Genomic DNA, 13,906 nt, shown 5'->3' with positions numbered 1-13,906 from the left:
TGGTGGCTCTACTCAGCGGCGCGCAGCGGGGCGCCCCGCTCGCGCATGAACGGGACCGGATTCACCGCGCCGGACGCGTGGCGGTTGTTGCGCAGGTGCACCTCGAAATGCAGGTGTGGGCCGGAGGAGTTGCCACTGCTGCCGACCTTGCCGATCACCTGGCCGGCCGTCACCATCTGATTCTTCTTGACGAAGGGTTGGACCACCATGTGGCAGTACCGGGTGATGTAGCCGCTGGCGTGCAGCAGGTCGACGAACCAGCCGCAGCCGCCCTTACCGGGGTATCCGTCCACGTTGCAGTCTTGGCGACCGCGATGGTCCTCGTCGCAGGTCGAGACCAACACCCGGCCGGTCGCTGCTGCGTGGATCTCGGTGCCCTTGGCGGCGCCGATGTCGACTCCGTTGTGGCTGGGCCGGCTGGAGGTGCGGAAGCCGGAGCCGACTCCGCCTGGGATCGGCGCGGTCCAACCGGAGGCGGCGATCCGGCCGCCTTCGGCCGCGTTGCACACCGCCTTGCCGTTGAGCTCGACGGTGCGGGCCGCGCCGCCGGCCAGGGCGTCCACAATCCGGCTGGCTACCTCTTCATGTTTGGCGTACGCGTCCGGGTAGGCGCTGACCTGCACCCGCTGCGCTACAGCGGTCAGCGGACGGCGTTGCCAGCTCTCCACCTTGAGGAGCTTCTCGTAGAACTTGCGGGCCGCGTACGCGGGAGTCAACCGCTCGGCGACGGTGCCCCATCCCGGCCGCTGCTGGAACAGGCCCAGCGAATCGTGGTCCGCCCCAACGCCCTCGTGCGGCAGAGCGAGGGACGCGGGTACGCCGGTGTTCGCCAGGTTGCGGAGAGCCGACTCCTGCATCGCGGTGGCGAGGGCGACCACCCAGCCCCGCGACGGCACGCCCATGTCCTGGCCGACCTTGATGATGATCGCCGCATTGCGGACCTGGGTGTCGCCGTACTCGGTGAACCGCGGCAGCTTGCCTGCGACGTTCACCGCTCGGACCGGTCCGCACTCCCTGCCCGTCAAGGCATCCACGTTCTCGGCGTCGTCGCCGCCAAGCCCGGTGAGGAAGAACGCCGCGGTGCCGCCGGTGCAGCAGAGCAGGAGCAGCAGGCCCGTGAGCATCGCGGCGACCATACCGAGCCGGAGGGGCCCGCGGGTCTTGGCGCTACCAGCGTCGTTCATGGCCGCTCCCAGTCCAGAACGTCGACCAGCCAACCATCGTCGGAGGCGACCAACTCCAGCCGGAGCCCGCCGTCATCAAGGGGCAGCAGCAACTCGACGAATGTCTCGGTCCGCTCCCGCAGGCTCGGCGGGCCGGCAATCTTTTCGGCGGGCACACTCTCGGGCTCGACGCCGGTCAACTTCTCCCGCAGCGCCGGCGTGGAGAGTGGCCGTAGGCCAGCCTGCCACTCTTCGGTGGTCATTCCCGGACGTCCCAGCCAGGCCTTGGCGAAGCGGTCGGCGGTCTGTTCGGGGGTGCGGGCGCCGGGGGGTGTGACGGGCGACGGCGGTGCCGCGCTGTCGAGCAGCCCGTCGTCGCCGGCCGTCGGATCCACTGTGATGATCGGCCCATCGGGACGGCTACTCAACCCTTCGGATGAGTCGACCGGGCTGGAGATCAGCCGGGTCGCTCCGAGCACGCCGACGACCACCACCCCGATGAGCAGCGCCACGCCCAGCCGGGACCGTAGCGCCCGGGTAAAGAGGAATTCCAACGCCCGTCGCATGACCGTCACCTCGCTTCTGAGCGCACCCGAGGTCCGGTGCGATCCGGTGCTCGCTCGGTGGAGCCCGGGCGGTAGACCACGAACGACGGGTTCTCAGCCGGTACATCCGGCTCGGTCCAGGTCGCCGGCTGTCGACGCCGTGGCTGCGGGGCGACCGGACGGTTCCGACCCCTGCCATCCTCAGTCGGCGCGTCGTCGGGCCGCTCTCGACCGTCCGGGCGCACCGAGTCGGCGCGTCGGCCCTCGGCCGCAGCGGTCGGCACCGGGGCCGGATCCTCCCGCCGCGCCTCCGGACGCAGCCGGGTCTGCTCCGCGTTGGGTGACCGTCGACGTCCGCCCACCGGCTCGGCGGTGCCGCCCGGCTCGGCCACGTCCAGCCGAGCGGCGGTCCGCATGTCGCGGAAGAACCGGCGGTGCCAGGACCCGGCTGAACTGACCGCTTCGCTGCTGTCCTTGCCTCCCAGTTGGGTGATCCGCCGGTACGGGCGCAGGAGCAGCCAGCCGACCACCCCGCAGAGCCAGACCAGCACCACCTGAAGCCAACCCGGCAGGGTGGGCGTACTCATGATCAGATCCACCGCGAAGAGGTAGATCGCGGCACCAGTGCCAAAGATGGCAATGTTGAAAACTGCGGCGACCACGGCGTTCGCCAACCGCCGCAGACCGGCGCTGGCTGGCCGGAGCAGACCGATTGTGCCCAGGATGGGTGCCGCGATCACCGCCCACCGGAAGATCAAAAAGCCCAGCAGTACCAGCACTGACGCGGTCAGGTCGAACATTGCGAAGAGCACCGCCGCGAGCACGGCGATGAACCCGGAGCCAATTCGGTCCATGTCTCGGGAACCCGTCAGGAACTCGTACGCCTCCGGGTCTTCGATCTCGATCTGTTCCGCGATGGTCATCCACTGCTGCTGCTTGGCCTTGACCGTCGCTCCCCGGGTGCCTGGGTTGGCACGCAGCTTCTCGGCCTCCTCCCAGGAGAACGCCTTGGCGTCGTACAGGGCAGGGCCATACTTGCGGGCAGTCTCGCTGTCTGCCGAGCCGAGCACTCCACGCAACCAGTTGCGGTAGAGCATGGCCTCGGTGGCGGTGTCACTGGCTCGAACAGCGGGCGGTCGGTTGTCCTTGCATGCATTGGGATCCGGATCATCGCACTGATCAGGCGGGGTGTCTCTAGAAGCCGGGCCGATGGCGTCGTGCACGACGCCGAGCGAGGTGATCAGGGTGCCGTCGGCGATGTTCGCCGATTTGACCGGCCAGGCCGCCAGTGCGGTGACCGCCACCATCACCAGTAACGCCCATCCGGCCGTCGTCATCGCATTGCTCATGTCTGACTGGCGGGAGCGCCAGAGAAGGTAGAGACCCACCACGCAGAGCGTGACAATCCCGAAGACGCTGAAGACCTTCTGGTAGACGGCTTTGGTGGCCTTCTCCACCAGCGGGTCGGCCCAATCCCACATGGAGCGAGGGTCCCAGGCCCGTTCCCGCAGGGCGTTCGAGGCACCTACGACGGCTGTGGCAATCATGAGCTCACCATTGGCGACGGTAGTGGTGAACTTGTAGTCGGGATGGAGGACGGCGGAGGCGCAACCACCATCCGGTCGATACGTGTTGAAGCTGTATCCGCCGTAGCCGTAGTCGCTGTAGATGCCCTTGGGCCCGGGCAACTTGGACGAGTCCGGGCGGGAGGCGAACCAGCCAGCGAGGCCCGAGTCAGGCGCGGACGGCACGGGCGGCTTTCGACACTCGATCTCGCCCTCGCCAATTTGCTTCAGTTTCGCCACGCAGGCGCGGAAGTCGGCCTGCCATTCGGCAGTCGTGCACAGGTCGGCGCGGGCCTGGGCGGCTGGCGGTGCTGCGGCTGCGGCCGCCGCGCCGATCAGTGGCCAGGTGAGGGTGGCCCCGGCCAGGACGCCAAGGGCGAGCAGGAACGACGCGATCCTTGCCCAGGCCCTAGCCATGTCACGCCTCCAGATCGGGCAGGGGGATGCTCGGAAGGACTCCGGCCGCCGCGGCGATCGCGGCGGGAGTGGTGTCGAGGTGGTCCAGCAGCCCTTCGACGTAGGAGACGTCGACGCGGACCTTCTGCACCCGGCCGTCGACGTCGCGCATGACGAACTCCCGGAAGCCGAGGCGGGAGGCCGAGTTGGTGTCGGCGGCGGAGAGCGAGGCGAGTGTCGCCTCGTATCCGTCGTTGACCGGCACCCGGAGCAGCCGGAGGGCTTCGGAGGCGATCTCGGCGTCCTCGGCGATGCGGCCGACGAAGACTGTGGAGACGAGGTTCTGCACGTCGAGGCCGAGGATGTCGCGGGGGTTCTGGGAGGCGACCAACGCGGCCAGGTTCCACTTACGGGAGTCGCGGGCGAGTCGGACCAGGAAGGATCGGCCGGACCGCCAGCCCTCCATGAAGTGCGCCTCGTCGAGGCCGACGAGTTTGCGGGACGACATCGAGCCGCCGTAGCAGCGCCGGACGGCGAGCCGGTGCGCGGTGTGCAGCATCGGCAGGGCCAGGGCCTCTTCGGCTGACCAGTACTCGCGTTCGATCTTGAGGTCGGGCAACCGTAGCCCGGCCATGGTGATCACGGTGAGGGCCGCGTCGGCGCCGAGCAGCCCTTCCGGTGGTCGGCCGAAGAAGAGCATTGCCAGTGGCATCTCGGCGGTGTCCAGCAGGAGGTTCGCCAGTTCCTTGCCGGCGTCGTCGTCGAGCCGCCCGAGGCAGCTGACCACGTCGTCGAGGGTGGAGGTCTCCTCGGCGGGGACCTGGCGGACGGCGTGCCGGAACAGGGTGGCTGTGGACGCCTCCCTGGCCACCTGCGGCGGAACGAGCATCATGCAGATGTCCTGGACCAGCATCCGCCGCTCGGCTCGGGCGTTGGAGACCGCGATCTCGAACTCCCGGTCGCCGGCGGCCCCGATGCCGAACTCGGAGCGCAGCGGCGTCGGGATGAGCGAGTAGGGCGCGAGGGTGCCGTGTTCCGAGCCGGTCAGGTTCAACACCCGGGAGTACGGCCGCAGTTCGGGCATCGCGCAGAGGCGGGCCAGTGGCCCGGACGGGTCGAGCAGTGTCACCTGGACACCTCGGCGGGCGGCCAGGTAGCCCAGGGCACCGAGCAGTGTCGACTTGCCACCGCCCGGTTCGGCGACGAAGACCGCGAGCCCGGAGCGTTCCCGGACCTCCATGGGGAAGTGCAGGTCGAGGAAGACCGGGCGGCGGCAGGTGCCGGCGGTCCGGCCGATCAGATCACCTCGCCGGTCGCCCACGTTCGACGCGGCCTGGGGGAGTGCGGCGGCGAGCAGTGGCACCGGCATGCGGCGGACATAGCCGGTGTTGGCGATCGGCTCGCCGGGGATGAACTCGCGGGCCAGCCAGTCCTGGTTCTTCGGGTGCTGGAGCGAGATGCGCAGTTCCCGGGAGTAGAGCTGGATGAGCCGGCGGGCCCGCTCCAGGCACTCCTCCCTGGTCCGGCCGCCGACCGCGACCCGGTGCCAGCCGTGGGCACGGGCCGAGTCGACAGGCAGGCCGGTGGTCATCTCGTCGCCGATCACCAGGGCGCGCTTGGCCAGTCGTTCCAGTTCCGGAGGGGCGTCGATGCCGTGTTCGGCGTAGTCGAGCTGTTGGGAGCGGATCATCCGGAGCCGGTGTTCGAGATTGCGGAAGGAGTCACCGGACCCGAGGATGTCGACGCGGGTGGAGATCTCCATCGGCCAGGGCAGCCGCTCGTGGAAGTGCAGCCACGGCTCGTGCCGTTCCGGGATCTCCAACGGTTCCATCCGGCCGACCGCGAGCACTGCCACGTGCCGCTCTTCGCCGGTCATTCGATTGACCAGCTTGACCGTCGAGCCGTACGGGGTGCGGTAGCGCTCGACCTGCTCGGTCATGGCGAGCAGGTCGCCGCGCTCCCAGCGCCCGTCGGTGACCGGGGAGAGCGTGCTCGGCGGCGACATGCAGAGCGCCACCGAGCGGTACAGCAGCCACTCCAGCTCCTGGGCGGTGACCCGCCGGCCGCGCATGCCGAACGCGCCGAGCACCTCGTCGAACTGCTCGACGGTGCGGCCGAGCTTGCGGCGTTCGCCGTCGGCGGTGCCCCGGCCGAAGGTGCGCAGTAGCCGCTCGGTGAGTGAGTCGCCGAGGGAGCGGCGGGCGAAGGTGACACCGAGGTAGGTCTGCCCCTCGGCGTGGTTGACGGCCATCAGGTGCCGTTGGGCGGCGACCAGGTGGTCGGCCCAGCCGGTGGTGCCGGGCACGTCGGGCAGCGGTGCCGAGGTGTGCCTGTCGATGGTGCGTGCCCACTCGTCGGCGGGGAACGGCCGGGTGGTGCGGCGTAGGTGCAGTCGGAAGCCGGCCAGGCCGGCGTACTGCTCGGAGATCGCCGACAGCAGCGCCTCGCGTTCGGCATCCGGCCGGAACGCCCAGCGGACCTCGGGCAGCCAGTACCAGGCTGTGACGGTGTTCGGCGTGAAGGTCAGGTGGCCGGCGATCTCGGTGATGGCCAACTCGACGGACGGGTCCCGGTCCCCAAATTTGATCTTTGGAGCGCGTACCCGGGTCGGCTTGACCGGACGGTCCGATCGGCTCGTGGCCCGCTGACGGGACGGGGCGACCTCTTTGCCGGTGGGCCGGCGAGCCGTGCGTTCCAGAGCTGGCCGGTCGGCGGGGGTGATGCTTTCCGGCTGCTCGACCGGTGCCGTGGGCCGGGCCGGCTGAGCTGGCGGTGCGGCCGAGGGTCGTCCGACAGCAGGCGTGCCGGCCGTCCGTCCGGCCGGGCCGGTCGACGTCGCGGATGGGCCGCGCCCGGCACTGCCGTTGGTCGTCGCCGATGCGCCGCGCCCGGCAGGGTTGGTGGTTGTCGCGGATGAGTCACGGCCGGTGGACGGGTCCGGCTCGTCCGTTGGACGGAGCATCGGGCGTCGATCACCGGCCTGGTGCGGCACCCGGGAATCGGTGCCCGGGTGACCGCCTTGCCGGGGCTCGACGTGCCGGCCACTGCTGTCGGGCTGGTCGGCGGGCGTCCACTGTGGCTTGAGTTCGGGAACCATGCGGGCGGGTGGCGGGCCGGCGGTGGGTGGCGGCTGATGCGGGATCGTCGGCTGCTCACTGGTGCTCGGGCCGGACGTGAGGGCTCGGGCCGTGCCGGGTCGCCCCCCGCCGAAGAGGTCGAGGAAGGGCGAGTCGATGTCGGCGTTCTCACCGGCCGACACGGCGGTCGGCTCGGGTGTGGGCGTCCGTCGGGAGACCGGGCGGGGTGCCTGGAACACGCCGACGGCACCGTGACCGGGCGACGTCACCAGCGCTGGGTCGAGGGCGACCTCGTCCTCGTCCTCGGTGTAGTCGAAGGAGTGCGTTCGGTGACCGGTGGGTGCGCCCGGCCGGCCGGCCGGGGAGCCCGGCGTGGAGGAGCGGCTCATGCGATCGCCTCGGTGACCCTCGGCAGACCCTTGCCCGCGCCCCGCGACGGACCGTTCGACGTACGTCCGGTCATGCCAGCTCCTCCCGAATCCTGATCCGGCTGCCGACCAGACGCGGATCGCGCTGCTCGACCGCCGGCTCCCGGGTGCGTCGCCAGTCGGTGAGCGCGGTGCGGATGACCACCCGCGCCGGCCGATCGGGGTCGACGTGCCGGAAGATGAACGACGTGGTCACGATGGCGAGCGCGATCTCCCAGGCGGGGAACAGCTCGACAGTGAACGTGAACAGCCAGTGGATGAACATGTAGAGGGGGACCAGCAGGATGAAGAGCCCGTACTGGGCGTAGGGCAGGTGGACCGGAAGGGTGTAGCCGGGCGGCCCGAGGTAGACCAGGCGGGCCCGGTAGATGTCGTCGTCGGTGCGCAGCCGCATCTGGTGAACGCGCCTATTCGAAGATGAGGTCGATCAGGTAATCGCCGACGAAGAAGAGTGTTGCCGCGCCGGCGATGAAGGCGAGCCCGACGATGGCGATCGCGGAGCTGGTCAGCACCTTGGAAATCTCGCCTCGGCTGGCACGGCCGATGAAGATGACGCCGAGAACGGCGAGCAGGATCGGCGCGATCTTGCTGGCGAAGAAGGTGACGACACTGTTGGTGTCGATCCCCTTCGGTGCCGGCTCCGCCAGCGGAGCCGACGCCAGAGTGGAGAGCGCGTGGGCGACGCTTGACGACGCCGTCTCCATGAGCTCGAAGGCGATCACTGGAACCTCCCCATAGCGCGGCCGGCGGTGCCGCGGTGGTGCAGTAGGTGAGCCTGGCGGGAAAAGTGCTCCACAGGGCATGGCGTTCTTGACCCTGCGTTCGTTACTCACCACGGAGGGTGGCGAGGTTTGGGCGGTTTTCCCCCGCTTCGGCCCTCCCTCCAAGCTTCGCCATCTCGATGCTGGCCAATTCCAAAGCGTACGGGCCGGCCCGGATTGCGACAAGCCGCGAAGGGACTGCCTGATGCTGCCCGGATGACCGATCGTACACCTGTTCTAATCGGCACGTCAGGGGTGGTGGTGCCGGGCCGACCCGGGTCGCTCGGCACCGCTGCCGCGACCGGTACCGTCTAGCCGTGACCGATCTGGTGCGGGCTTCGGGCCCGGTGGTGATGGGCGTCCTCAACGTCACACCGGACTCCTTCTCCGACGGCGGACGGTACGCCGACCTGGACGCTGCCATCGGACACGGCGTCCGTCTGCGCGACGCCGGTGCGCACCTGGTCGACATCGGCGGCGAGTCGACCCGCCCGGGCGCCGAGCGGATCGACGCCGCGACCGAGGCGGAGCGGGTGTTGCCGGTGATCCGTGAGCTGACCGCGGCCGGCGTGACGGTCAGCATCGACACCAGCCGCGCCCGGGTGGCGGAGGCCGCCCTGACCGCCGGCGCGGCGGTGGTCAACGACGTGTCCGGTGGCCTGGCCGACCCGGACATGGCCCGCGTGGTCCGCGACGCGCACTGCCCGTGGGTCCTGATGCACTGGCGCGGGCACTCCCGGGCGATGCGCGAGCTGGCCACCTACACCGACGTGGTGGCCGAGGTCCGGGCCGAGCTGGCCCAACGGGTCGATGCGGCGCTCGCCACCGGGGTGGCCGCCGACCGCCTCGTCGTCGACCCCGGGCTCGGCTTCGCCAAGACGGCAGCGCACAACTGGGAGCTGAGCGCCCGTCTGCCGGAGCTGCTGGACCTGGGCTACCCGCTGCTCTTCGGGGCCAGCCGCAAGTCGTACCTCGGTGGGTTGCTGGCCGCCGCGGACGGCACACCGCGTCCGACCGCGCAGCGGGAGGCGGCCACCGTGGCGACAAGCGTGCTGGCGGTCGCTGCCGGCGCCTGGGGCGTACGAGTGCACGACGTGCAGGCCACCGCCGACGCGTTCGCCGTCTGGGCGGCGACCGGCAGCCCGCGCCTGGCCGTGCCGGCACCCGGCACGAACTGCCCCCACCACGATCACGAGCATGAGGTACGGCGATGACGACGGATCGGATCCAGCTGACCGGCCTGCGGGCGCACGGCCGGCACGGGGTGTACGACTTCGAACGCGCACAGGGGCAGGACTTCGTGGTCGACGCCGTTCTGGAGTTGGACCTCGGGCCGGCTGCCGCCAGCGATGACGTCACCGCCACTGTGCACTACGGCGAACTGGCCGAGCGCCTGGTCGAGGTGGTGACCGGCGAGCCGGTGAACCTGATCGAGACCCTCGCCGACCGGCTCCTCGCGGTCTGCCTGGCCGACGAGCGGGTCGACGCGGCGACGATCACCGTGCACAAGCCGGAGGCTCCGGTGCCGCACACCTTCACCGACGTGGCAGTCACCATGACCCGGACGCGTGACCGGTGACCCGGGCGGTCCTCTCGCTCGGCAGCAACCTGGGCGACCGACTGGAGCACCTGCGGACAGCCGTCGCCACCCTCGGTGACACGGTCCTGGTGCTCTCCGGGGTGTACGAGACTCCACCGTGGGGCGACACCGACCAGCCGGCGTACCTCAACGCTGTGGTGCTCGCCCAGGACGAGAGCGCGACCCCGCGCGACTGGCTGGTGCGGGCCCGCGACGCGGAACGCGCGGCCGGCCGCGAACGTGACCCGCAGCGGCGGTTCGGCCCGCGCACCCTCGACGTGGACGTGATCGCGGTCTGGAGCGACGACGACGAGCCGGTGATCAGCGACGACCCGGAGCTGACCCTGCCGCACCCGCGGGCCCACCTGCGCGCCTTCGTGCTGCGTCCGTGGATCGACATCCAGCCGTACGGTCGGCTGCCCGGTCACGGCTGGCTGACCGACCTGCTGACCACCGGCCCGGCGGCGGACGAGGCGTTGGAACTGCGTCCCCGGCCGGAGTTGGCGTTAGAGTCGACGGCATGACCGAGCGGAACCGGCCGGCATGACGCAGGCGAAGCCCCCACCCCGCGGGTCGGGCCCGGACGGGTCCCGGATGGGTCCCACCCGGATCTCGACCCTGGTCGTGGCCGGCCTGGCTGCGGCGGCGGTGGCCTGGCTGCTGATCAGCAGCCTCTACTACAGCGGAATTCCCCGGTTGCCCTGGCTTCCGGTGGTGACGCTGGCCGGGCTCGCCGTGCTGGAGGCGTACGCCGCGACCAACACCCGCGGTCGGATCGAGCGCAAGCCCGGCCGCGAGCCGGTCAATCCGCTGCTTGTCGCCCGTTTCGTGGTCCTGGCCAAGGCGTCGGCGCTGGCTGCGGCGATCTTCGCGGGCTTCTACGCGGGGCTCACCGGCTGGCTCTTCGCGGAGACCACCCGCGCCGCCCTCGACGATCGACCAGCCGCTGCCGGCGGCCTGCTGGCGTCCCTTGCCCTGGTCGGCGCAGCGCTCTGGCTCGAGCGCTCCTGCCGGGTGCCGGAACGTCCGGACGACGAGCACGAGCAGGACCCACGGGACAGCCGCCCCGGCCAGCGCTGAGCAGGGGGTTACGCCCAGCTGCGGGCGCGGGTACGGTGCCTGCGATCGGAGAGCAAGGGCCGCCCAGGGTCCGTCCGCGCGCCGGACTGGGGACGGTCGGCCACTGGGGAGGCGGCGTCATGGGGTACGAGGAAGCGGGCCGGGACCGGTCGGCCGAACCCTCGCCGGGGGTGCCGGCCGCGGTACTGGAGAACGTCTTCGACGACCCCAGCCACGGCGAGCCCGGCCGGGACCGGATCGGCGTACACCTGGGGTGGGAGCTGCTGCTGCTGGCCGGGCTGGCGGCCGTGAGCTGGCTGCTCTGGCAGGAGGATCCGGGTGCCGTGCGCGACGGCAACCTGCGCACGCTGCTGATCGACGCGGTCGGGTTGGGGTTGCTCGTCCTGGCCGCCGGGCTGAGCCTGCGGACGGCGGCACCGAACCTGGCCGTCGGCCCGATCGCGGTGGCGGCGGCCCTGCACTACGCCGAGCAGGGTGACCGGGGCCTGCCGGCGTCGATCGGCCCGGCCGTGGCGGTCGCCGCGGTGGGCGGGCTCGCGCTGGCGCTGGCAGTGGTGGTGCTGCACGTGCCGGGTTGGGCCGCCAGCCTCGCCGGCGCCGCCGCGGTGGTGGTGTACATCGAACGCCGTTCGGCACCGGTGCTGGTGCAGGGCGACTACGACCCCAGCGGCAGCGCCGGATACCTCTTCGCCGGTTTCGCCGCGGTGGCGGTCCTCGGCGGGCTGTTCGGCGCGGTCCGGGCGATCCGCCGGCTCGTCGGCAGGTACCGACCGATGGCCGACCCGGCCCGTCGGCGGGGCGCGGTGGCCGCGGTGGTGACCGCCGTCGCGCTCGTCATCTCCACCGTGTTGGCCGCTCTCTCCGGCATGCTGCTCGCCGCCAACGACCGAGGGCCGGTGAGTCCCACCACGGGGCTGGACTGGACGGTGCTCGCGATCGGCGTGGCCCTGCTCGCTGGCACCAGCGCGTACGGTCGCCGGGGCGGGGTGTTCGGCACGCTGCTGGCGGTCGGTCTGGTCACCGTCTTCCAGGTGTACGCGCCGGAGCGTGGGTGGGAGCTGAGCAACTGGGCGGTCGGCGGGGCGGCGCTTGGCGTGGGGCTGCTGGCCACCCGGCTGGTCGAGACGCTCGGGCGGCCACGGTCGGGCAGCCTCGAGCCGATCGAGCCGGTCGGCGACGGCACGATCAGCTCGGGCTGGACCATGCCGCAGCCGCAGTCGGTCGACAACTGGCCGCCCACGTTGCCGACCCAGGCCGCGCCGCAACCGGTCGACCCGTGGCGGGATCCGCGGTGGGAGGACGGCCCGCGGCGGTGGGACACCGACGAGCGGTGAGCCGTGTCGCGTCCGCCGAGCCGGAGCTGATCTCGACAGTTAGGCTCGGCGGCATGACCGACACACCTGCCGCCACCCCGGGCGGAACCTCGTTCCAGGAGCTTGACGCGCTGTCCACCGAGGAGTTGCGGGAGCGGGCGTTCGCCCTGGCCCGGGAGCGGCGCGACGTGGGGTTCTACTGGTCGGTGCTGCGTCGCCTGCCGAACGCGGACGAGGCCACGGTGCTGGACGGCGCCCCGAACTCGATCGGCCCGACGATCGACGAGGCCAACGCGTTGTGGCGGGAGTTGACCGGTCACGGCTACGAGGAGTCGGCGCCGCTGCTGCGGGCCGCGTTCATCGACTACCTGATGAAGCACTGAGCCGCCCGGTGCGGCCCAGGTCGGCCCGAGCCACCGGTTCGGGGCCTGGGCGGATCGCGTCGCTCATCCACCGCTCCGGCCCGGTGAGCCGCTACGGCACCGCCGCCGGCACCGGCGCGCTCGCCGTGTTGCTGCTGGTCGGCATCTGCGGCAGTCCGGCGTACACCAGGTGGGCCGGCACCCTGACCGACTCGGAGTCAGCCGGCGCCTTCTACGCGCGGCTGCTCGCCTGGCCGGCGTGGCGGCTGGACGCGGACGGCCAGGCCGGTGGGCTGTTCGCCGCCGACCTGCGGGCCGTGCTGCTCGTGGTCCTCGCCGTCGCCCTGCTCTATCTGCTGCCCGCCGCCCAGGTCGCCAGGGTGCCCGGCCCGGTCAGCCAGTTCTTCTCCGGTTGGGCCGCGTACGTGCTGGCCGGCGGGCTGGCGGCCGTGTTGGCGGCACTGCTCGGCCCGGCACCGTCGCTGCTGGGGGCACTGCAGGACGCCAGCACCGGTGCCGGCTACGGCTTCCTCACCGGGTGGATCATCGGCATCGCGAGCCTCGGCGGTCGCGCCTGACCAGTCCGGCGCGGGGCCAGGCGCGACTGTCGTGCCTGGCCCGACCGGGCCGGTTCAGCTCGTGGGGTGGCCGAGGTCGAGAAGGCGCTGTCGGCTCAGCGTGCCCACCGGCCGGCCGGCGTCGGTCACCAGGAGCCGGTCGCCACCCGAGGTGAGCAGGACCGCCAACGCGTCGTACGCGGAGCCGTCCACCGCGACGGTGGGCAGGTCCGGTGTGGCGTCCGCCGGCACCGGCTCCAGCGCCTCCCGGTCGAGGGGGGTGACAGCCAACCGTCGGATGCCCCGGTCGGCGCCGACGAACTCCCTGACGAACGGGGTGGCGGGCGCGCCGAGCAGCGCGGCGGGCGTGTCGTACTGCTCCAGGTGCCCGCCCTCGGAGAGCACCGCGATCCGGTCGCCGAGCCGGACCGCCTCGTCGAGGTCGTGGGTGACGAGCACTATCGTCTTGCGTACCTCGGCCTGCAGGCGCAGGAACTCCTCCTGGAGGCGGCCCCGGACGATCGGGTCGACTGCCGAGAACGGCTCGTCCATCAACAGCACCACCGGATCGGCGGCGAGTGCGCGGGCCACCCCGACCCGCTGCCGCTGGCCACCCGACAGCTCGTGCGGGTAGCGACCGCCGAACTCGGCCGGGTCCAGCCCGACCAGGTCGAGCAGTTCGTCGACCCGGGCCCGGGTCTGGCCCTTGGGCCAGCGGAGCAGGCCGGGCACGGTGGCCACGTTGGTCCGGACCGTCTGGTGTGGAAAGAGGCCGACGTTCTGGATCACGTACCCGATCCGACGGCGCAGTCGCACCGGGTCGACGTCGGTGACGTCCTCGTCGCCGAGCGTGATGCGGCCGGCCGACGGTTCGATCAGGCGGTTGATCATCCGCAGCACTGTCGACTTTCCGCAGCCGGACGGGCCGATCAGCACCACCAGTTCGCCGGCCTGGACATCCAGGCTGAGGTCCCGGACGGCTTCGGTGCCGTTCGGGTAGCGCTTCTGGATGCCCTGTAGGGAGATCGACGCCGCACGAGGGGATTGGGCCACGCTGGCAGCCTCCGGGGTAACGTCCAC

At 71.4% G+C, this 13,906-nt stretch carries 14 protein-coding genes; 7 read left to right on the top strand and 7 right to left on the bottom strand.

The genetic code is table 11. The features are described from left to right. Positions 1 to 8 precede the first annotated feature (8 nt). The 6 genes from ABZ406_RS03860 to ABZ406_RS03835 form a co-directional block, all read right to left on the bottom strand. Positions 9 to 1,184 carry a M23 family metallopeptidase gene (locus ABZ406_RS03860; protein WP_357755813.1) on the bottom strand — a complete coding sequence of 392 codons (1,176 nt, stop codon included), beginning with the start codon at positions 1,182 to 1,184 and terminating at the stop codon, positions 9 to 11. Then, on the bottom strand, positions 1,181 to 1,738 hold the full coding sequence (locus ABZ406_RS03855) for a hypothetical protein (RefSeq protein WP_357755812.1): 558 nt from the start codon (positions 1,736 to 1,738) through the stop codon (positions 1,181 to 1,183). Before ABZ406_RS03855 ends, ABZ406_RS03860 begins: the two co-directional genes overlap by 4 nt. Beyond that, positions 1,735 to 3,690 (bottom strand): MFS transporter, encoded by a 1,956-nt coding sequence (locus ABZ406_RS03850; protein ID WP_357755811.1) that lies wholly within the window; start codon positions 3,688 to 3,690, stop codon positions 1,735 to 1,737. The genes ABZ406_RS03855 and ABZ406_RS03850 overlap by 4 nt, the downstream gene beginning before the upstream one ends. Before the next feature lies 1 nt (position 3,691). Continuing rightward, positions 3,692 to 7,135 (bottom strand): ATP-binding protein, encoded by a 3,444-nt coding sequence (locus ABZ406_RS03845; protein WP_357755810.1) that lies wholly within the window; start codon positions 7,133 to 7,135, stop codon positions 3,692 to 3,694. Positions 7,136 to 7,205: 70 nt separating this feature from the next. Then, positions 7,206 to 7,568 carry a hypothetical protein gene (locus tag ABZ406_RS03840; protein ID WP_151488070.1) on the bottom strand — a complete coding sequence of 121 codons (363 nt, stop codon included), beginning with the start codon at positions 7,566 to 7,568 and terminating at the stop codon, positions 7,206 to 7,208. A 13-nt stretch (positions 7,569 to 7,581) separates the two neighbouring features. Continuing rightward, positions 7,582 to 7,896: a hypothetical protein gene (locus ABZ406_RS03835; protein ID WP_089018638.1), complete on the bottom strand. Its 315-nt coding sequence runs from the start codon at positions 7,894 to 7,896 to the stop codon at positions 7,582 to 7,584. A gap of 356 nt (positions 7,897 to 8,252) precedes the next feature. On the opposite strand from ABZ406_RS03835, the gene folP reads away from it, so the two are divergent. The 7 genes from folP (at position 8,253) to ABZ406_RS03800 (ending at position 12,847) form a co-directional block, all read left to right on the top strand. After that, on the top strand, positions 8,253 to 9,149 hold the full coding sequence (folP, locus tag ABZ406_RS03830) for a dihydropteroate synthase (protein ID WP_357755809.1): 897 nt from the start codon (positions 8,253 to 8,255) through the stop codon (positions 9,147 to 9,149). Beyond that, entirely contained in the window at positions 9,146 to 9,514 is a 369-nt protein-coding gene (gene folB, locus ABZ406_RS03825; RefSeq protein ID WP_357755808.1) for a dihydroneopterin aldolase, read from the top strand. The genes folP and folB overlap by 4 nt, the downstream gene beginning before the upstream one ends. Then, a complete protein-coding gene (folK, locus tag ABZ406_RS03820) occupies positions 9,511 to 10,038 on the top strand; it encodes a 2-amino-4-hydroxy-6-hydroxymethyldihydropteridine diphosphokinase (protein WP_357755807.1) in 528 nt (175 codons plus the stop codon). The genes folB and folK overlap by 4 nt, the downstream gene beginning before the upstream one ends. 19 nt (positions 10,039 to 10,057) lie before the next feature. After that, the gene (locus tag ABZ406_RS03815) at positions 10,058 to 10,594 is read left to right on the top strand and encodes a DUF3180 domain-containing protein (RefSeq protein WP_357755806.1); all 537 of its coding nucleotides are present in this window, start codon (positions 10,058 to 10,060) and stop codon (positions 10,592 to 10,594) included. A 119-nt stretch (positions 10,595 to 10,713) separates the two neighbouring features. Next, complete coding sequence (locus ABZ406_RS03810) at positions 10,714 to 11,928, top strand: ABC transporter permease (RefSeq protein ID WP_357755805.1); 1,215 nt, start codon at positions 10,714 to 10,716, stop codon at positions 11,926 to 11,928. Between the two features lie 53 nt (positions 11,929 to 11,981). Further along, positions 11,982 to 12,290: a hypothetical protein gene (locus tag ABZ406_RS03805; protein WP_357755804.1), complete on the top strand. Its 309-nt coding sequence runs from the start codon at positions 11,982 to 11,984 to the stop codon at positions 12,288 to 12,290. Between the two features lie 8 nt (positions 12,291 to 12,298). Beyond that, on the top strand, positions 12,299 to 12,847 hold the full coding sequence (locus tag ABZ406_RS03800; protein WP_357755803.1) for a hypothetical protein: 549 nt from the start codon (positions 12,299 to 12,301) through the stop codon (positions 12,845 to 12,847). Between the two features lie 54 nt (positions 12,848 to 12,901). Here the strand turns inward: ABZ406_RS03800 and ABZ406_RS03795 are convergent, their stop codons facing one another. After that, positions 12,902 to 13,906, bottom strand: a complete 1,005-nt coding sequence (locus ABZ406_RS03795) for an ABC transporter ATP-binding protein (protein WP_357755802.1) — start codon at positions 13,904 to 13,906, stop codon at positions 12,902 to 12,904.

The organism is Micromonospora sp. NPDC005710, from assembly GCF_040630995.1.
In the GTDB taxonomy this organism is placed as follows: domain Bacteria; phylum Actinomycetota; class Actinomycetes; order Mycobacteriales; family Micromonosporaceae; genus Micromonospora.
This window is presented reverse-complemented; position numbering and strand designations above follow the sequence as displayed.